The organism is Aeromonas sp. s13, from assembly GCF_040907905.1.
GTDB classification, from domain to species: Bacteria; Pseudomonadota; Gammaproteobacteria; order Enterobacterales; family Aeromonadaceae; genus Aeromonas; species Aeromonas veronii.
The window spans coordinates 1-18,961 of sequence record NZ_JBFOCS010000072.1; the positions used below are offsets into that span (position 1 = coordinate 1).

Consider the following 18,961-nt stretch of genomic DNA (forward strand, 5'->3'; position numbering starts at 1 on the left):
CGGGCGATGGCGGCCCGCTGCTGCTGACCACCTGAGAGGTGGCCGGGATAGTAGTCACGCCGCTCCCAGAGTCCAACCCGGTTGAGCAGTTGCTCTGCCTTGGCCAGTGCTTCGGCGCGAGGCACCTTGAGCACCTGGATTGGCACTTCGATGATGTTCTGCATGATGGTCATGTGTGACCAGAGATTGAAACTTTGAAACACCATGGCCAGTCGGCTGCGGATCCGCTCCACCTGACGCATATCCTCGGGCAACCGCTCGCCGGCGCGGCTGGTTTTCATCCGGATCAACTCGCCATGGAGCGAGACGGTGCCGGATGAGGGGGTTTCGAGCAGATTGATACAGCGAAGAAAGGTCGACTTCCCCGAGCCGGAGGAGCCGATAAGGGAGATCACATCCCCCTTGTGGGCGGTCATGTCGATGCCCTTGAGCACTTCGTGGGTGCCAAAATATTTGTGCAGATCACGTACTTCCAGTGCGGCAACGTCGCTCATCCATTACAACCTTGTCTGTCCCTAGACGCCGCAGGGGGCGTGACTCAACCATCGTCCATTTAACAAAAAGTTAACCGATGGCAACCTTCAGCGAAAATATCACCCGGATAGTGAAAAAACAATACAGAACGAGGGTCTTCAGGGGATTCGCTCTATTTTTATTCGCTCTTTGCGTATTTTTCAGCACTTTGTTTGCATAAACAGCCGTTTCAATGGCTATTCCGATAACGCCTTTTTATACCCCAATCATATCAGTGGCAAGAGAAAAGCGTGATGTGTGCCAAACCGGCACCAAAATGGCTTTATGCACCCCCTTGCCGAGCGAAATATCGGCCCCACGATCGGATCGACTTGATTTCATTGGTGCACTCGGGCTCGCACAGAACCTTATCAAACAGAGAGGTTGTGGCAAAAAAGTAACAATCCGCCCCCAAAAGGGCTGTTTTCGGCCATGAAAGCGAGAGATATGTGACACAGAGCCAATAAGTAATGATAAGGTGGTGTTTTTATCAGTTTTTGTGATCGAGGCCTCGATGCTGCTCAATGTGTTGCTGATCCTGTTGCCACTGGCAATCGGCTATCTGGTTCCCCTCTCCTCTGCCCGACTGATCAAGCTGGTCAACCAGAGCCTGAGCAAGATGGTCTACCTCATTCTGTTTCTGATGGGGCTCGGGCTTGCCTATGTGGAGAACCTGGGCAGCAATCTGGCGGTGATCTTCAAGGTCGCCGGGGTGATGCTGACCGCGATCACGCTCTGCAACCTGCTGGCCCTCTGGTGGCTCGACAAGCGCACGCCGCCGCCCCACGAGACGAGCGATGCCAAGATGCCGAGCAAGCTACACCTGCTGTGGGAATCCCTGCAGCTCTGCTTTGTGGTGCTCGGCGGTGTGCTGCTGGGTCTACTGGTGGATCTGCGCGCCCTGCCCATCGACAAGTGGAGCGAGTGGGCCCTGATGCTGCTGCTGTTTCTCATCGGGGTGCAGATGCGCAACTCCGGCATGCGGCTGCGCCAGATCCTGCTCAACCCCTGGGGGATGAAGATAGCCGCCACCGTTATCCTCAGCAGCTGGCTAGGCAGCCTGCTGGCGGCCCAGTTGCTGGGTATGCCCTTTACCCATGGTCTGGCGATGAGCTCCAGCTTCGGCTGGTATTCGCTCTCTGGCATCCTGGTGGCCGACAAACTGGGGCCGGTGCTCGGTTCTGCTGCCTTTATCAACGATCTTGGGCGCGAGCTTATCGCCATTCTGATCATCCCGGTCCTGATGCGACGCCACCCCTCGGCGGCCATCGGTTACGGCGGCGCCACGGCGCTGGACTTCACCCTGCCGGTTATCCAGAAATCAGGGGGCATTCAGGTGGTGCCGGTGGCCATTGTCTCCGGCTTTATCCTGAGCCTGCTCGGCCCCATCCTGATCCTCGGGTTTCTGGCGATCTAAGCCTGATTCCCATACTGCAGATAAAAAGCCCGACCTGGTTGTCGGGCTTTTGCTGTTTGGAGCAACCACGCACTGGCTGCGATATTGCCCGCAGCCTTATTCGCGCCACTGGCCGCCACTCATCACTCGCTCGATAGCAAACGTCCGGTCGTGCACCAGCAGCAGATCCGCATCCTGCCCGACCCCGATACGCCCCTTGCTGCCAAGCCCCAGCGCCTGCGCCGGATTGCTCGTCACCACGGTCAATGCCGTCTCCAGCGAGACACCGAGCCGGGTCGCGCGCACGCACTGCTGCCACAGGCTGGCGATCTGGCCGCAGCGCATCTCGATTAGCCGCCCTTCGCCATCAAAGCGCGGCAGGCTGGCGTTGGCATCCGAGCTGAAGGTGATGCGATCGGCAGGCACATTGGCGGCCAGCAGCTCGAGAAACGCATCGGCGGCAAGCCGCTCGCCATCCTCCAGCAGATCGGGAAAGCTCGAGGTGGTGAGATCAACCCAGCCTCCCGCCTTGCCCCACTCGATGGCCTCGGCAAAGAGCCAGGGGTTGCGGTTGCAGTGAGTGGGATAGAGCTGGCGCAGCGGAATGTCGGTCTTATCGCGCAGGGCACGCAGGGGGGCCAATGCCCCCTTGCCATCCCCGACATGGAAGAAGCTGACCCCGCTCTTGCCCGCAAGCAGCCCGGCCACTCGCGCCTCGCTGGCAAGCCTGGCCAGCTCATCGTGGGTCGGCGCGCTGGATCTGTGGTCGCTGATGGCCACCTCCCCCACCCCCAATACCTCGGGGATCAGGATGATGTCCGACTCCAACGTGCCGGTCAGGGTCTTGACCGGCAGATGGTAAGAGCCGCTATACATAAACGCGCTCACCCCGGCGGCGCGAAACTCGCGCACCTTGCCGAGCACCTGCGCGGGAGTGCGGGTCAGGCTGTCGGTGCCAAGCGCCGCCACCAGCGTAGTGACACCGGCCCTGAGCGCCTCGCTCGCCGCCAGCTCAGGGGTGCGAAAGGCAAAGCCACCTTCACCGCCGCCGCCGGTGATATGGGCCAGCGGATCTACCAACCCGGGCACCAGATAGTGGCCACGACCATCGACCCTGTGCAGCGGCCAGTTTTCAGGCACAGTCAGCCCCTGGCCCATCCAGGCAATGCGGCCATCGGCCACCAGCAGATCCTGCTGGCCAAGGTGGGAGGGGCTGAAGATCTCGGCCCCCTCGATCAGGGTCAACATGGCGATCCTCCTTGCACGATTGTCGCTTGCCCAATGAAAAGAGAGGGAGCAAGCTCCCTCCCACTGTCAACCACCATATATATCGTACTTGAAGTACTTCCGGTTGATCTGCTGATAGGTGCCATTGGCACGCAGGGCCTTGATCGCCTCGTCCAGCTTGCCCTTGAGCTCCTTATCACTCTTGCGCACGGCGATCCCCATGCCATCACCAAACCACTGGCGATCGGTCAGGGCGGGCCCCACATAGTCGAACTTGTCGCCCCCCTCTTTGCCAAGCAGCCCCTGCTCGATGGCAGAGGCATCGGCCAGCAGGGCCAGCACCCGACCCGCTTTCAGATCGAGATAGGCCTCATCGGCATTGCCGTAGCGGACTATGGTGACATTCGAGCCAAAATTGTCGGTCAGGTACTTGTCGTGGGTAGTGGCACGCTGCACCCCGATGCGCTTGCCCGCCATGCCTTCCGGGGTCAGCGTCAGCTCGGTCCCCTTGGCCGCCACAAAGCGATTGGGAATATGGGCATATTTCTCGGTGAAGTCGACCTTCTGGCGCCGCTCGTCGGTGATCGACATGGCGGCGATGATGGCGTCGTATTTACGCGACAGCAGGGCCGGTATCATGCCGTCCCAATCCTGCGCCACCAGCTCGCACTTGACCGCCATCTGCTTACAAAGGGCGTTGGCGAGATCAATATCAAACCCCTTGATCTCGCCCGACGCATCGGTCCAGGAGAAGGGCGGGTAGGCCCCCTCCACCCCGAAGCGCACGGTTTTCCACTCCTTGGCCATGGCGGGGGTGGCCAGCAGGCTGGCAACAAACAGGGCTGAGAGGGTCAGTCTGATCTTCATCATGAGTACTCCATTACATAAAAAGCGCACAGGCGCGGACAAGGCACCGCAGGCGAATGCATGCGATGACCAAAAGCGGCAAAATCTGGATGAGCGAGATCACGCCCGAGCGGGCGTCAGTGAACTGCTCCAGGGGTTCGATCTATTCGTCGAACCACTCGGAGAGATAGAAAGGCTTGAAGTAGAAGGCCAGAAAAAAGCCTCTGGCTTTGCGCATCATGGTGGTTTGTCGCGTCCTGTGACAAAGATGGCAATCACCTTAGCACGCCCGAATTTTGCCCGGCAAGAGGCAGCCGCCAGGCAGTAGCAAAATCCCGATCATGGTCAAGGCAGGCGGGATCCGTTAGGCTCGAAGCACCTTGCCATCCCATAACAGACACACAGCGACCGATGAATTTTCTGGCCCATCTCCATCTGGCTGCCCACACCCGAAGCTCCCTCACCGGCAATCTGCTCGGCGATTTCGTCAAAGGCACGCTGCCCACGGGGCTTGCCGCCCACTTCGATGAGGGGATCTGGCTGCACCGCAAAATTGATGCCTTCACCGACAGCCACCCCGAGCACAAGGCGGCCGTCGCCTGTTTCGAGGCCCCCTGGCGCCGCTTTGGCGGCATAGTGGTGGATATGATCTACGACCACTGGCTGAGCCAGCACTGGGAGCTGTTCAGTACCGAGCCCCTGCCCCGCTTCCTGCAACGCAGTTATGAGCAGCTATTGGCGGATCACCCACGCCTGCCGGACGGACTGCCACTCCCCCTCAAACGGATGGCCGAGCAGAACTGGATCGCCTCCTACCGCCACAGGGAGGGGCTGGGGCAAGCGCTGAATGGCATCGGCCGCCGACTGCGCCGCCCGGTACAACTGGGAGAGGCGCTGCTGACCCTCGATGGGTCGCAGTGGCAAACATGCGAGGCGGGATTTCTGCGCTTCTATCCCCAGCTGATGGACTTTAGCCAGCAGCAGCTGGCCCAATATCGGGCAGCCCAAGGGGCACCGTGATCCCTCTGGATAAAGCAGCTTCCCCATAAAAAAAGCCCCTTGCGGGGCATTTGTCATCAGTTGGCTTCGTCTTTCTTTTTGCGAATGCTTAAGCCCAGCTCCCGACCACGCAGTCGGGCGTAATAGATGGTGCCGACAAAGGCGAGAGTGGTGAAGACCAGCTCCACCACCGCCAGCCACCGCTCCCCCTCATCCGTGGTGATCAGGGTGAGGGCGTGGAGGAAATAGGGCATCAACACGAAGTTGCCCCAGGCGTGGGTGTAGGGATTGCCCTGCACTATCCCCTTGAGGGGAAAGAGCAGCGGCACTGTCCAGATCACCGGCAGCAGCCAGGGGTTGAGGTCCGGATGGGGCGACAGCCACAGATGCCAGAGGATGACCCAGCCCAGCAGACCAAAGAAGCCGACCAGAGTCAGCCAACGTGCGAAGCGGGTGCTCACTTGAGGATCTCCAGCACCTGCTCCGGCGGGCGACCAATGCGGGCCTGACCATTCTTGATGACAATGGGGCGCTCGATCAGCTTGGGATGCTGGTACATGGCGCGAATAAGGGCATCACCGCTGACATCGGCCAATCCCAGCTCCTTGTAGAGATCCTCCTTGGTGCGCATCAGCTGGCGGGGATCGCTAAAACCGAGCTGAGAGAGCAGGTTGCGGATCTCATCTTCGCTCGGGGCCTGCTCCAGATAGAGCACCACATCAGGGGCGATCCCGTGCTGTTCCAGCAGGGCCAGGGTTTCGCGACTCTTGGAGCAGCGCGGATTGTGGTAGATTTGGGTCTCGCTCATGGTAACTCCCTGATTAATCGCAAGATGGGACTAGAAACGGCGCTATTGTAGGGGAAAGTGATGGTCAGGGTAAGCAGCAGTGGAAAGGAATTGAAACGAATTTGTTGGCTGATTGTGGCTGGCCTGCTGGGCGCCTGCACACCCGCCCCCGAATTTACCGATGCAACAGGGCAGTCGGTCAGCCTGCGCCACTTTGCCGGCAAGCCGCTGCTGGTCAACTACTTCGCCCCCTGGTGCGCCCCCTGCCTGCGGGAGATGCCGCGCCTCAACGGGCTGGCAGCGGAGGGCCAGATCACAGTGGTGGCCATCAACTACGACCCGACCACGCCAGCAGAGCTGGACAAGCTGGCTGCGCAGTATCACATCAAGGTGCCCCTCCTTATTGCCAATGAAGATGCCAGGCTCCCCTTCCCTCGCCCAAGCGGCCTGCCCACCAGCTATCTGCTCGATAGCGAGGGCAAGCTCAAGCAGACGCTGGTCGGCGAGCTCGACCAGCAGCAGATCGAGATGCTCAAGGCGACCGCCAGCGGCATGAGTCACTAGCCCATAGCTGCTATCACCGTCCCCCACATCAACGCCACCGCCATAAACAACAAGGGCGCACCATAGTGCGCCCTTGTTTGATAGGTTTCGTTAGCCCTTGAGGCTGTCGAGATCCTTCTTGGCCCGCTCCAGCTCGGTGATGCGCGCCTCCAGGCGAGCCAGGGTCATCCGATCGCTGGTGGTACCGCGTGCCACGATCAGCTCGTCGATGGCCGCCTGATAATCCCCGCGCAGTGCGAGCATCTCGGCCCGCGCCATATGCAGCTCGGTCATTCTGCCCGCCTTGCGATAGGCATCGGCCAGCAGGTTCCAGGCCAGATTGTTCTCCTCATGCGCGCGGGCATAAGGGTCGAGGATGGCGATGGACTTCTTGTAGTTGCCGCTCTCGAGGTAGGCGTTGCCGAGGTTGACCACCACCACTTCGTTATCCGGCATCCGGCTGCGGAACTTCTCGAGGCGCGCGATGGCCTGGGCACTGCGCCCCTTGGCCAGATCGATGTCGGTCTGGGCATCGACGATAAAGAGATCTTCCGGATGACGGGCCGCCAGCTCCTGCATCAGGGTATCCGCCTCGTCGGTGCGCTTGAGCTGGATCAGCGCCAGCGCCTTGCCATAGATGGCGGCATCCTTGAGCGGGTAATCCCCCTTCTGGATCCGGCTATCGAAGTAGCTCAGCAGCCCCTGCGGGGTATCGGTACCAAAACGCACCTGAATCCGCACCTTGGCCAGCCAAAAGTCGAGGCTGGGTGGCAAGTCGCGGCGGCCATAGCTGCCCGCCCGAGCGCGGGCCTCGCTGATCCGGGTCTCCGGCAGCGGGTGAGTGAGCAGCATTTCCGGCGGCTTGCTGGCGTAACGGTACTCGGCAGCCAGTTTCTGGAAGAAATTGGCCATCCCCATGGGATCGAAACCGGCATCATAGAGCGTCTTCATGCCGATGCGATCCGCTTCATATTCGTTGTCGCGGGTGTAGTTGATGGCCGACTGCATTGAGAGACCCAGCGTGGTCTGCAACGCAGCGATACCGGCAGTCGGGTTGATCACCGCCAGCGCGATGGAGCCCACCAGACCGGCCAGGGTCACCGCCGAGCTGCTCGCCTGCGCCTCCATATAACGGGCGATGTGGCGCTGGGTCACGTGGGTGATTTCGTGGGCCAGTACCGAGGCCAGCTCGCTCTCGCTGTCGGCGTAGAGGAAGAGGCCTGTGTGTACCTTGACTCGCCCGCCGAGGAAGGCGGCCGCGTTGATGCTGGGATCATTGATGAGGAAGAAGGTAAACGGGAAACGTACCCCATCGGCGTTGGTCAGCAGTCGCTGACCCAGATCGTCAATGTACTGGCTCAGCACCGGATCATCGATGATCGGCAAACCCGCACGGGCAAAGCGCATAAAGGCGTTGCCGTAACGCACTTCCTGCTCGATGGGCAGGGCAGCAACCCCGGCCGTGCCGATGTCGGGAAGCTGATTGTTGGCCTCGGCATGAAACGTGGCGCCCATCAGGGAAGCCAGCAGGGGAAGCGATGCCATCAGGGGGGAAAAACGTGCCACGTTATCTCTATCTCCATCAGAAAGGGCCTCGGCAGAATACCCTTGCCCATCAAGGGCTACAAGCGTTGTTTCATGCTCTTATCACGGCCATAATAGCGGCCACCTGCCTGATGGAGCCCCCATGGAAATTCTCGACCTGACCCCCTGGCGCTGTCCCGAGCCGCTGATCCGGCTCAAGCTCTGGTTGCGGGAGGCCAAAACCGGTCAAACCGTGACCATACGGCTGGCCGATGCGGGCTCCCGGCAGGATATTCCGGCCTATCTGCACCGTCAGGGCCACCATGTCGAGATGCAGCAACAACCGGACAATACCCTCTCTTTGCAGTTGGTTGTCGGGGCAAAACAACCATCTTGAGCCCCAGTGATGTAAGGATGCCGTCATGTTAGAAGTATTGAAGCGCTGGTATCAGACCCGTTTTTCCGATCCCGATGCCGTTACCCTTTTCCTGTTGCTGGTGTTCTGCTTCACCATCATCTGGCTGTTTGGCGATCTGCTGGCCCCCCTGCTGGTGGCGCTGGTAATGGCCTATCTGCTGGAGTGGCCGGTCGCCCGGCTGCAAAAAGCGGGGCTGTCGCGCACCCTGGCCACCAGCGTCATTCTGATCCTCTTTATTGCGGTAGCAGTGGCCTCCTTGCTAGGTCTTATCCCGACGCTGGTCAGTCAGGGGATCAATCTGGCCAAAGAGGCGCCGGCCATGCTGACCCACGCTCAGGATTATGTGCGCACCCTGCCGGACAAATACCCCGAGCTCATCGACGTCAGTCTGGTGGAGACCGTCATCGACAATATTCGCCAGCGCATCCTCAGTGGCGGCGAGCATCTGGTAAGCGCCTCCCTCAGTTCGCTGGTCAACGTGGTCGCCATCATGATCTACCTCATTCTGGTACCGCTGATGGTCTTCTTTATGCTCAAAGACAAGCGGGTACTGATGGGCAGCCTGCGCCGCTTCCTGCCGCGCAACCGCACCCTAGTCAACCGGGTGTGGGTCGAGATGAACAACCAGATCATCAACTACATCCGCGGCAAGGTGATCGAGATCCTCATCGTAGGCATCGCCACCTATGTTCCCTTCGCCCTGATGGGACTGCGCTACTCGGTGCTGCTGGCGGTGGCGGTCGGCTTCTCGGTGCTGATCCCCTATATCGGCGCTGCCGTGGTGACGGTTCCGGTCGCCATGGTCGCCCTGTTCCAGTGGGGGCTCACCCCCGAGTTCGCCTGGCTGATGGTGGCCTATCTGGTCATTCAGGCTCTCGATGGCAACCTGCTGGTGCCGGTGCTCTTCTCGGAAGCGGTCAACCTCCATCCAGTGGCCATCATCATCGCCGTGCTGGTGTTTGGCGGCTTGTGGGGATTCTGGGGTGTCTTCTTCGCCATTCCCCTCGCCACCCTGGTCAAGGCGGTGCTCAATGCCTGGCCAAAACGTGAAGAGATGCCCAGTGCCGCAAAATAACCTGCTTCCCCTGCAATCGTGACAACGGAGTGTCCATGACCTTTTTTCGTCAAATCAGAGCAGCAGGGCTGACGGCCCTGCTCCTCGCTGCCGCCCTGCCCGCCCGCGCCGATATCGACCTTGGTTCCATGGATCTGCTCACCAGCGACAGCCCTACCAGCCCGGTGCCACAGGGCTTTGTCGCCGGTGCGGCGCTCATCGGGGGACAGGCCCGTTATGAAGCGCAGGACAACGCCCTCTACGCCATCCCGGGCTTTATCTATTTTGGCGACCAGTTCATGTTTCTGGGGGATCGGGCCCGCTACTACTTCCACAAGGATGAGAACTTGGCCCTCTACGGCTATGGCCGGGTCCGTTTTGGCAATCTGGATCCCGAGGACTCGCCCGCTTTCAGTGGTATGGAGCAGCGAAAATGGCAGCTGGAAGGCGGGATCGGTGGCAACATCATCACCCCCTACGCCCTGCTGACCGTGCGTGCCAACAGCGATGTCACCGGCCGCAGCAAGGGGCAGGAGCTGCTGCTGTGGGCCGACTTCCCCATCCTGCTCGACAACCTGCTCATCATGCCGGGGATGGGGCTGATGCTGCGCAGCGACAAGTTGGCCAACTACTACTTCGGCGGCATCTCCGAGAGCGAGGCGACTGCCCAGCGGCCCGCTTGGGATACCGGTACCACCCTATCCCCAATGGCGGCCCTCATCACTAGCTACCGCTTCAGCCCCAACTGGATTGGCATGTTTGCCATGAACTACGAATGGTATGATCGGGACATCAAAAACAGCCCCATCGTCCAGCACGATGGCGAACTCTATGCGGGTTTTGCACTGGGCTATATCTGGTAACGGTTATGAATCTTGAACCGTGAGACACGACCAAACAAAAGGGAGCCCTCGGCTCCCTTTTTCACGGCCATCATCAGGCTGGTAGTACAGCCTGCTCAAGCTGCCAATTCAGGCTTACAGCGCCGCCAGAAACCCGGTCAGTTGCTGATTGACGAAGGACGGATTTTCCAGCGACGAGATGTGGCCAGCGGCCGGGATCTCCTTGAACGGGCAACCCAGCACCTCGGCCATCAGATAGCCCTCCAGCACCGGACGGGCCTTGTCTTCGCAGCCGGTCATCACCAGTGCGGGAGTGGTGATCTCCTCCAGCCACTCGATACGATCTTCGCGGGTCACAAAGCTGCGGCCCACCGCCACCATGGCGGCAATCTTCTCGTTTGGCCAAGCGGCCAGACGCGCCTTGAAACCACTCATCAGCGCCTCATCAGGCTGATTGGCAAAAAATAGCGGCGCCACCTGTTCGATGATGGGCGCCGGCACGGTGCCGAGCTGCTCGATCATCGCCAGCATGCCGAGGTAGCGCTCGCAGGTGATCTGCGGTTCCAGGCCGACAAAACTATCCATCAGCACCAGACCCTTAAGGCGGTTTGGCACCATGCGCGCCAGCTCCACACCCCACATGCCGCCGATGGAGAGGCCCACCAACACGAACTCCTCAATGCCGAGGGCATCGAGCAGCGCCAGGTGCTCCCGCGCCAGCGTCGCCAGGGTGCAGCCACCTTCGGGGAGCAGGTCGGAATCACCGTGGCCCCACAGCTCGGGGACGATGCAGCGATAGCTGCCCTTGAGCGCCTCGATTTGCGGCGCCCACATGGCGCTGTCCCACAGATAGCTGTGGCCAAACAGCAGTACCGGCCCTTGCCCTTCGTCCAGATAGGCCATCCGACGGCCCGCTATCTCCATAAAATGCTTCATGTTATCTCCTGTTGCCAGCGATGGGCGGGCAGTGTATCACGTCCCCCTTGGCAGGTGACGCCTCCCTGGTGCAAGCTGACAGTGACTCAAAGAAGTCACCCATGAAAGGATGCCAAAAGGAGAAGCCCATGGCGAAGGAGAAGAGCAAGAAGCGGCCGCGTCTGGACAAGAAGTGCTACGAGCACCACCTTGCCCATCTGCAGGAGGAGCTGGTCAAGCTGCAGGAGTGGGTCAAGCAGGAGGGGTTAAAGGTAGTGGTACTGTTCGAAGGACGGGACGCCGCCGGTAAAGGGGGCGTCATCAAGGCGATCACCGAGCCGCTCAACCCCCGGGTCTGCCGGGTCACGGCGCTGCCCGCCCCCTCCGATCGAGAGCGCTCCCAGTGGTACTTTCAGCGTTATGTGGCCCACCTGCCCGCCGCTGGCGAGATGGTGCTGTTTGACCGCTCCTGGTACAACCGGGCCGGAGTCGAGCGGGTGATGGGATTTTGCAGCGATGCCGAGTATCGCGAGTTTCTGCGCGCCTGCCCCGAGTTTGAGCGGATGCTGATCCGCTCCGGCATCACCTTGATCAAATACTGGTTCTCGGTCAGCGATGAGGAGCAGGAGAAGCGCTTTAAGGAGCGGATCAACACCCCCATCAAGCGCTGGAAGTTCAGCCCGATGGATTTGCAGTCCCGCTCGCGCTGGGTGGAGTACTCCCGCGCCAAGGATGACATGTTCACCTACACCGACACCGAGGATTGCCCCTGGTTCGTAGTGGAGGCAGATGACAAACGCCGTGCCCGGCTCAACTGCATCGCCCATCTGCTGAGCAAGGTGCCCTACGAGGCGATCCACTACGAGCCTATCAAGCTCCCCCCCATCAAGACCGAAGGGTATGAGCGCCCACCGCTGGCCAGCCAGACCTTTGTGCCCGATATTACCGCCGAACTCGAGGCCTGAACCGGGTTACCTTGCCTATCTGCATGTTCAAATCGCAGGCAATAAAAAGCCGGTCTGACGACCGGCAAAAAGGCATTGATTATTAAGAAAGGAAAACCAGCACAACAAAAAATCAGGTACGGATATATTTGGCGGTACGGGGGAACGCCTGCTCCTTGGCATCGAACAGGTAGCAGGCTTCGGCCGGGATACCCACGCTGTAGGTCTGACCGGTCGCCACATCAACATCCGAGGTGGCCTTGACGGTAAAGTCGTGACCATCCACATCCATATAAACGAAGGACTCGGCGCCCAGGTGCTCGGCCACCTGCACGATCCCGCTCACCTTGCTGTGCGCATGGGGGTGATCCAGCGGCATCAGGTGCTCGGGGCGAATACCCAGCTCCACCTTGTCACCCACAGCGCCACTGCGGGCATCGACCCGGGCACGCACGGTATCGCCAGAGGTCAACTTGACCAGGCACTCCTGCTCGCCAATCTCCAGCAACTCGCCCGCCAGGAAGTTCATCTTGGGAGAGCCGATAAAGCCCGCCACGAACTTGTTGTCCGGGTTGTGGTAGAGATCCAGCGGTGAACCGAACTGCTCCAGGTTGGTGGCAGCCTCGGCCTTGAGCGGGCTCAGCACCACAATCTTGTCGGCCAGGGTCATCGCTTCCACCTGATCGTGGGTCACGTAGATGATGGTGGAGTTAAGCTCTTTGTGCAGCTTGGCGATCTCGATCCGCATCTTGACCCGCAGCGCGGCATCCAGGTTGGAGAGCGGCTCGTCAAACAGGAACACCTGCGGCTGCTGCACGATGGAGCGACCGATGGCGACACGCTGACGCTGACCACCGGAGAGCGCCTTGGGCTTTCTGTCCAGCAGCGGCTCAAGACCCAGGATCTCGGCGGCGCGCATCACCCGCTTGTGGATGTTCTCTTTGTCCATCTTCTTGAGCTTCAGACCAAAGGCCATGTTCTCGTAGATGTTCATGTGCGGATAAAGGGCGTAGGACTGGAACACCATGCCGACGTTGCGCTCTACCGGCGGCACGTCGTTCATGTAGCGACCGCCGATGGTCAGCTCACCGCTGGTGATGTCTTCCAGACCCGCGATCATCCGCAGCAGGGTGGATTTACCGCAGCCGGACGGGCCGACGAAGACGATGAATTCGCCCTCCTTGATGGAGAGGTTGATGTTGCGCAGGGTGTCCTTGTGAACAGCCGGATCGTAATTTTTGCGAACGTTGTTGAGTACTACTTCAGCCATGACGAGCTCCGCTCTTGAATCTTTGCAAATCGTGATAGCGGGGGGAGTCAGCTCCCCCGGCCATAAACTTAACCTTTCACACCACCAGCAGTCAGACCGCCAACCAACCAGCGCTGTGCCAACAGGAAGACCACTGTGATGGGGAAACCGGAGAGCACTGCGGCCGCCGCGAAATCACCCCACAGATAGTTCTGCGGATAGAGGTACTGCTGGGCCCCGACCGCCAGGGTCAGATTGTTCACATCCTGCAGCAGGATGGAGGCCATGGGCACCTCGGTAATGGAACCGATAAAGGCCAGAATAAACACTACCGCCAGGATGGGCACCGACAGGGGCAACAGGATCAGACGGAATGCCTGCCACGGGGTCGCCCCGTCGATGGCCGCCGCCTCCTCCAGAGAGGAGTCGATGGTCTCGAAGTAGCCCTTGATGGTCCAGACGTGGAGGGCAATCCCTCCCATATACGCCAGGATCAGGCCACCGTGGGTGTTGAGACCCAGCCAGGGGATGTAGTCACCAATCTTGTTAAAGAGCGCGTAGATGGCTACCAGTGCCAGCACTGCCGGGAACATCTGGAAAATCAGCATGCCCTGCAGGATGGTGGACTTGCCACGAAAACGCAGGCGGGCAAAGGCGTAAGCACAGGTGGTGGAGAGCGTCACGATCATCAGGGCAGTGATGCCGGCGATCTTGATGGAGTTCCACAACCAGGTCAGCACCGGGAACGGCGGCGGCGTGATGCTGCCATCGGCGTTGGTGATGGACATGCCCAGCGCCAGCTTCCAGTGATCCAGCGTCGGATTGGAGGGGATGATCTCCCCTACCGCGAAGTTACCGTTACGGAACGAGATGGCGATAACCATGATCAACGGGAAGATGATCAGCGCCAGGAAGCCCCACATGACCAGGTGGGTTGCCCACACCCGGTATTTGACTGATTTGGGTTGTACGATTGCCATGTTGAAGCCTCCTTACAGCTGCTTGTCGGCTTTGGACAATTTCAGGTTGAGCAGCGCCAGCGCACCTACGATGAGGAAGATAGCTGTGGCGATGGCACTGGCCAGACCGTAGTCCTGACCACCCGATCCCTGGAACGCAATCCGGTAGGTATAGCTCACCAGCAAGTCGGTGGTACCGGCCGGGGTGCTGGCGCCGATGATGTCGGGCGCACCGTTGGTCAACAACTGGATAAGCACGAAGTTGTTGAAGTTGAAGGCGAACGAGGCAATCAACAGCGGTGTCAGCGGCTTCATCAGCAGCGGCACGGTGATCTTGAAGAAGTTCTGTACCGGACCGGCACCATCCATGGCGGACGCTTCATAGAGATCTTCCGGAATGGCTTTGAGCAGGCCCATGCAGAGGATCATCATGTAGGGGTAGCCGAGCCAGGTGTTGACAATCAGGATCATCACCTTGGCCAGGAAGGGGTTGGTATACCAGTCCGGTTTGATGCCAAACGCCGCTTCCAGGAACATGTTGATCTCACCGAAGTTCTGGTTGAACAACCCCTTGAACACCAGGATGGAGATAAACGCCGGGATCGCATAGGGCAGGATCAACATGACCCGATAGAAACCGCGCCCCTTGAGCTCTTCCCACTGCACCAGACAGGCCAGCACCATGCCGATAGCCAGGGTGAAAGCGACGGAGCAGGTTGAGAAGATCACGGTCCAGATGAAGATCTGCAGGAAGGGTGACTGGATGCCCGGATCGGTGACGATGCGCGCGAAGTTCTTCCAACCCACGCTGACCACAAAGCCCGGAGCAATCCCCTTACCGACAAACTGACCCTGTTCGTCGATGTACTGATAGAAGCCGGTCTCACCATTGGGCAGCATCAGCTCGCCATTCTGGGTATCACGCAGCAGGTTGCTGTCTTTGATCACCACGCCGGACTTGAGCACGGCACCATCCATCAGACGGGTGTAGTGCTGCTTCTGGGCGGCAAACTTGCGCAGACTGCTCAGGGTCAGGTGGGTACCGCCATCCGGCAGCACCAGATCAAGGTCACTCAGGTGAGTACGATGTTCAACAATGGCGCGGATCGGTGCAGCCTTGCTGGCCGCTTCGCCGGTGAAGGGCTGCAGCTCGACCACTTGCTGGGTGTTCTGCACACGGCCTTCGCGGGACGCCAGCTCACGGGCCTTGTTGGTCATCAGGGAAACAGGTTGGCTGATAAAGGATTGATCATCCTGTGTCAGCAGCAGCTGGAACTGGCCATTGTCGCCACCCAGCAGGGTAAAATCGAATTCACCGCCCGCCACCTTGTAGGTTTTCTTCAGGTGGTAGTCCCGCGCCTGCTCCACGGAGAGCAAGTTGGACCCCGAATAGTTGGTGAAGGCAATGCCAATGGTGTAGGCAAGAGGGAAGATGATAAACACAACCATGCCCGCAACACCCGGAAAGATGTAGCGATGGGCATAGGTCTTCTTGTTCATGAAGACATACAGACCGACGGAAACCACCACCAGATCCAGCAGCGCGAATACCCACTCGCCACTGGCGTACATCATCACGGCTGCGTAGCCGTTGAGGATGGCAACCAGGGCCGCTATGGTCCACTTAAGCCAGGTGTGCTTATCCTTCGGACCGGCATAGGACTCAACAGAAGGTACTACTTCCATGCCAATTAACCTTTATAACGCCAAGAGAGATTTGAGAGAGTGGGAGGCCATGACGGCCTCCCGGGTAGTGCGTGCTTACTGAACGATACGCTTGGCAGCGGTATCCAGTGCTTCGTCAACACCCTGACGACCGGAGGTCACGTTCTTGAGGGCAGTTTCGAAGGAAGACCAGAAACGGCTCATCTCGGGAACGGATGGCATCGGCTCGCCAGCCTGGGCGTTCAGCATGGTGGCCTTGATGTGCGGATCGGATTCCAGGGTCTTCTGGAAGGATTTCAGCGCAACGGCACCCAGCGGCTTGTCGGCGTTAACCGGCGCCAGACCGGCATCGGTCAGCAGGTAGTTTTCCAGGAACTCGATAGCCAGATCCTTGTTCGGGCTGGCGGCGTTGATGGTGGCACCCAGTACGCCAACGAAGGCTTTGGCCGGCTTGCCGTTCAGGGTCGGCAGCGGCGCTACGCCGTACTTGATACCGCTCTTGTCCAGGTTGCTCCAGGCCCAGGGACCGTTGATCATCATGGCCACTTCGCCCTTGTTGAACTTGGCGTCCATCACACCGTAGTCGATGCCTTTTTCCAGGTGACCGGACTTGATCATCTCGGAGATGTAGCCCACGCCCATCTTGGCACCTGCGTTGTTCACGCCGGTATCTTTGACGTCATAACCGGTAGCGGTTTTCTTGAAGGCGTAACCACCGTTGGCAGCCACCAGCGGATAGCTGAAGTACGGGGTGTCATAAGCCCACATGATGGCGCGCTTGCCGTTTTTCTTCAGAGTCTCGTCAATCTTGGCGATCTCTTCGAAGGTTTTCGGCGGCTCGGGCAACAGGTCCTTGTTATAAATCAGGCTGACGGCTTCCATGGCAACCGGGTAGCCATAGGTTTTGCCATCAACAGTCATGGCATCCCATGCCAGCTGTTCAAATTTGCCTTTGGTGGCAGCGTTCGGCGTTACCGGAACCAGCAAACCGGCTTTGACCCACTCACCGTAACGGTCGTGAGCCCAGAAGAAGATGTCCGGGCCGTTGCCAGTGGCGGCGGCTTGCTGGAATTTCACTTCAACCTGATCCGGGTGAGCAACAGTAACCTTGATGCCGGTTTCTGCTTCAAACTTCTTACCCACTTCAGCCAGACCGTTGTATCCCTTGTCACCGTTGATCCAGATGGTCAGCTGGCCTTCATCGATGGCAGCAGTAGCAGAGCAAGCGACGCCAAGAGTGGCCAGACCGATCAGGGATGACAGCAATTTCTTTTTCATGAGCCTTTCCTTGTATTAGTTCCGCGCTGTAAGAGCATTGTGTGCGAGATGAATATTATCCCAAGCGGCAAACGGCTCACATGACGCAACTCGCATTTTTGAAATGCAATTACGTATTTCCTTCCAGAAAGTTTTGAAAACATTTTCTTATTTCAGGGAATTACGGCCATTTATCGGCTTAATTCCAGACAACCACAGAATAATAATTACCAAAATGAAATAAAATTTCATGAATGAAAGGGTTTTCACCTCAATGAAAACCCTTTCAGGTGGTTTATTTTGTTTGATTTGTTAACAAAGTACCGCGCCAGTTTCGAGGTCTGCCCGGGCGCGATAAAAAAAGAGACCCCGCCGGGGCGGAGTCTCTTTTTGCCAGAAATGACGAGTTGATCACACTCGGGAGCATGACTACGACTGGCGCAGCAGCTGATCCTTGAGATTGGGCGGCACACCCTTGATGGTCAGGGTGTCGGTCTGGGGATCGTAAAAGATCCGGCTGTTCAACAGCTTCTGCTCAAAGCTCAGAGTCAGACCGCCACCGGAGCCGACAAACTTGGTCAAACCACGCAGAGTAGAGCGATCCGCCGGGAAGCGCTCTTCCAGCTCATACTCCTGACCGATAAAGCTGTAAAAATCGAGATCACCGTCGCCGGGCAATTCTGCAGACAACTCCTTGATTTCGATCTCTTCACCGGCACTCGCCTGTTCGGTGCAATATTTGAAGACCTGCTTTTTATAGTCATTGCGCTCGGTCGGTTCGAGCTGACGACTGTCGCAATAATCTTCGACCGCCTGCAGCAAGCCTTTATTTTGTACCTTGGCATCCATGCCCTCGCGGGCACCCAGCAGATCCATAAAGAAGTCGCCCAGTTTGCGACCAATGCGCCCCTTGCTGAAGGTGATATAGCGGCGCGAATCAGGTTGGGTTTTCCATTCGGTCAAATCAATGCGGGCCACCAGATTGAGTTTGCCGATATCCAGATACTGGATATGGCGTAATTCCAGCGCTTCGCTGACGGTGACGCTCTCCTTGCCCTCCAGCAGAGCAATCAGCAGATAATCGACCCCGACGTAGTTATATTTGGCAAACAGCAGCACCCCCTGCTCATCGAGGGCGTGCTCCACCAGCTGCTTGACCAGCATCTGGGTCACGGTGACCGAGAAGGGAACGAATTCGGTCTGCTCGTCGAGCAGCTGTTCGAGGGCGATACGAAACGCGGGTGAAGGCTGCTTGGGAGCCTCTTCACCGTCGGCCAGCTCGGCGACGGCGGCCTCGGGGTCGGCAAAGAAGCCAAAGCCCTTGCCGCCCTTGCCGTTGTAGATCCGATGCAGTTCCGCCATCAGTCCCTGTACCGCCTCATCAGGGGGCAGGGTCTGGCTGCGGGTATCGGCGTGGGGTTGACCATCGCCGCCCTGGCGCAAGGAGTGAAGAATGATCTTGTCGATATCGAGACTCATGTCACAAAGCCATAGTGTTAGCCGAAAGGGTGAAGTATTATAAGGCGCTTTGAACCGAGATGAACTGAAGATTATGCCTATCGTATCAAAGTACAATAACGAGCAATTTGACGCCCTGATGAACGACCTGATCACCGCGCTGGAAAAGCATAAAGCGCCGGTAGATCTCAGCCTTATGGTGCTTGGCAATCTGACCACCAATATCATCAACGGTATGGCACCGGCCCAGCGCCAGGCCATCACTGAAAAGTTTGTCCAGGCCCTGACCGCATCGGTCGATAATCGCCACGACGCACACTGAGTCCCCGACTCTGTTGATTTGACGTTTCTCAACGCAGATGGAT

The 18,961-nt window shown here is 58.8% G+C and carries 21 protein-coding genes; 9 read left to right on the forward strand and 12 right to left on the reverse strand.

The features are described 5' to 3' along the window. The coding region (locus AB5Y82_RS14485; RefSeq protein WP_368174156.1) for an ATP-binding cassette domain-containing protein at nt 1-494 on the reverse strand (494 nt) is incomplete at its 3' end. A gap of 533 nt (nt 495-1,027) precedes the next feature. Here AB5Y82_RS14485 and AB5Y82_RS14490 point away from each other — a divergent pair. After that, nucleotides 1,028-1,930, forward strand: coding sequence for a lysine exporter LysO family protein (locus AB5Y82_RS14490; RefSeq protein WP_368174182.1), 903 nt, complete (start codon nt 1,028-1,030; stop codon nt 1,928-1,930). A gap of 96 nt (nt 1,931-2,026) precedes the next feature. Here AB5Y82_RS14490 and iadA read toward each other — a convergent pair whose 3' ends face one another. Both iadA and AB5Y82_RS14500 read right to left on the reverse strand, forming a co-directional pair. Next, nucleotides 2,027-3,157: a beta-aspartyl-peptidase gene (iadA, locus tag AB5Y82_RS14495; RefSeq protein WP_368174157.1), complete on the reverse strand. Its 1,131-nt coding sequence runs from the start codon at nt 3,155-3,157 to the stop codon at nt 2,027-2,029. 66 nt (nt 3,158-3,223) lie between these two features. Then, complete coding sequence (locus tag AB5Y82_RS14500) at nt 3,224-4,003, reverse strand: ABC transporter substrate-binding protein (protein ID WP_368174183.1); 780 nt, start codon at nt 4,001-4,003, stop codon at nt 3,224-3,226. A 1-nt stretch (nt 4,004) separates the two neighbouring features. Between AB5Y82_RS14500 and AB5Y82_RS14505 the strand changes: the two genes are divergently transcribed. Together AB5Y82_RS14505 and AB5Y82_RS14510 are read left to right on the forward strand one after the other, a co-directional pair. Beyond that, nucleotides 4,005-4,310, forward strand: coding sequence for a hypothetical protein (locus AB5Y82_RS14505; RefSeq protein WP_158110657.1), 306 nt, complete (start codon nt 4,005-4,007; stop codon nt 4,308-4,310). Between the two features lie 83 nt (nt 4,311-4,393). Next, nucleotides 4,394-5,002 (forward strand): ACP phosphodiesterase, encoded by a 609-nt coding sequence (locus AB5Y82_RS14510; protein WP_368174158.1) that lies wholly within the window; start codon nt 4,394-4,396, stop codon nt 5,000-5,002. A 56-nt stretch (nt 5,003-5,058) separates the two neighbouring features. On the opposite strand, the gene AB5Y82_RS14515 is transcribed toward AB5Y82_RS14510, so the two are convergent. Together AB5Y82_RS14515 and arsC are read right to left on the reverse strand one after the other, a co-directional pair. Next, entirely contained in the window at nt 5,059-5,442 is a 384-nt protein-coding gene (locus tag AB5Y82_RS14515; RefSeq protein WP_005333836.1) for a DUF2069 domain-containing protein, read from the reverse strand. Continuing rightward, on the reverse strand, nt 5,439-5,789 hold the full coding sequence (arsC, locus tag AB5Y82_RS14520; RefSeq protein WP_159143546.1) for an arsenate reductase (glutaredoxin): 351 nt from the start codon (nt 5,787-5,789) through the stop codon (nt 5,439-5,441). Before arsC ends, AB5Y82_RS14515 begins: the two co-directional genes overlap by 4 nt. Before the next feature lie 60 nt (nt 5,790-5,849). Between arsC and AB5Y82_RS14525 the strand changes: the two genes are divergently transcribed. Continuing rightward, nucleotides 5,850-6,332: a TlpA disulfide reductase family protein gene (locus AB5Y82_RS14525; RefSeq protein ID WP_159143545.1), complete on the forward strand. Its 483-nt coding sequence runs from the start codon at nt 5,850-5,852 to the stop codon at nt 6,330-6,332. Nucleotides 6,333-6,422: 90 nt separating this feature from the next. Here the strand turns inward: AB5Y82_RS14525 and AB5Y82_RS14530 are convergent, their stop codons facing one another. After that, entirely contained in the window at nt 6,423-7,877 is a 1,455-nt protein-coding gene (locus AB5Y82_RS14530) for a M48 family metalloprotease (protein WP_005333848.1), read from the reverse strand. Between the two features lie 121 nt (nt 7,878-7,998). On the opposite strand from AB5Y82_RS14530, the gene AB5Y82_RS14535 reads away from it, so the two are divergent. The 3 genes from AB5Y82_RS14535 to AB5Y82_RS14545 are packed head-to-tail and all read left to right on the forward strand — an operon-like array spanning nt 7,999 to nt 10,170. Then, nucleotides 7,999-8,232, forward strand: a complete 234-nt coding sequence (locus tag AB5Y82_RS14535) for a sulfurtransferase TusA family protein (protein WP_159143544.1) — start codon at nt 7,999-8,001, stop codon at nt 8,230-8,232. 25 nt (nt 8,233-8,257) lie between these two features. Continuing rightward, nucleotides 8,258-9,328 (forward strand): AI-2E family transporter, encoded by a 1,071-nt coding sequence (locus tag AB5Y82_RS14540; protein ID WP_005361434.1) that lies wholly within the window; start codon nt 8,258-8,260, stop codon nt 9,326-9,328. A gap of 35 nt (nt 9,329-9,363) precedes the next feature. After that, complete coding sequence (locus tag AB5Y82_RS14545; RefSeq protein ID WP_201901969.1) at nt 9,364-10,170, forward strand: MipA/OmpV family protein; 807 nt, start codon at nt 9,364-9,366, stop codon at nt 10,168-10,170. 114 nt (nt 10,171-10,284) lie between these two features. Here AB5Y82_RS14545 and AB5Y82_RS14550 read toward each other — a convergent pair whose 3' ends face one another. After that, on the reverse strand, nt 10,285-11,085 hold the full coding sequence (locus AB5Y82_RS14550; protein WP_201901967.1) for an alpha/beta fold hydrolase: 801 nt from the start codon (nt 11,083-11,085) through the stop codon (nt 10,285-10,287). A 128-nt stretch (nt 11,086-11,213) separates the two neighbouring features. Between AB5Y82_RS14550 and ppk2 the strand changes: the two genes are divergently transcribed. Next, nucleotides 11,214-12,029, forward strand: coding sequence for a polyphosphate kinase 2 (gene ppk2 / locus AB5Y82_RS14555; protein WP_005361444.1), 816 nt, complete (start codon nt 11,214-11,216; stop codon nt 12,027-12,029). 112 nt (nt 12,030-12,141) lie between these two features. Here the strand turns inward: ppk2 and AB5Y82_RS14560 are convergent, their stop codons facing one another. From AB5Y82_RS14560 to yejK, 5 genes are all read right to left on the reverse strand, one after another. Beyond that, entirely contained in the window at nt 12,142-13,278 is a 1,137-nt protein-coding gene (locus AB5Y82_RS14560; protein ID WP_005333867.1) for an ABC transporter ATP-binding protein, read from the reverse strand. Between the two features lie 68 nt (nt 13,279-13,346). Then, nucleotides 13,347-14,237, reverse strand: a complete 891-nt coding sequence (malG, locus tag AB5Y82_RS14565; protein ID WP_005333868.1) for a maltose ABC transporter permease MalG — start codon at nt 14,235-14,237, stop codon at nt 13,347-13,349. A gap of 12 nt (nt 14,238-14,249) precedes the next feature. Further along, nucleotides 14,250-15,902, reverse strand: coding sequence for a maltose ABC transporter permease MalF (gene malF, locus AB5Y82_RS14570; protein WP_005333870.1), 1,653 nt, complete (start codon nt 15,900-15,902; stop codon nt 14,250-14,252). Nucleotides 15,903-15,977: 75 nt separating this feature from the next. Beyond that, the gene (malE, locus tag AB5Y82_RS14575) at nt 15,978-17,159 is read right to left on the reverse strand and encodes a maltose/maltodextrin ABC transporter substrate-binding protein MalE (protein ID WP_005333871.1); all 1,182 of its coding nucleotides are present in this window, start codon (nt 17,157-17,159) and stop codon (nt 15,978-15,980) included. Nucleotides 17,160-17,567: 408 nt separating this feature from the next. Further along, nucleotides 17,568-18,617, reverse strand: a complete 1,050-nt coding sequence (yejK, locus tag AB5Y82_RS14580; RefSeq protein ID WP_005333872.1) for a nucleoid-associated protein YejK — start codon at nt 18,615-18,617, stop codon at nt 17,568-17,570. 73 nt (nt 18,618-18,690) lie between these two features. On the opposite strand from yejK, the gene AB5Y82_RS14585 reads away from it, so the two are divergent. Further along, a complete protein-coding gene (locus tag AB5Y82_RS14585) occupies nt 18,691-18,918 on the forward strand; it encodes a YejL family protein (RefSeq protein WP_005333874.1) in 228 nt (75 codons plus the stop codon). The last annotated feature ends 43 nt before the right edge of the window (nt 18,919-18,961 follow it).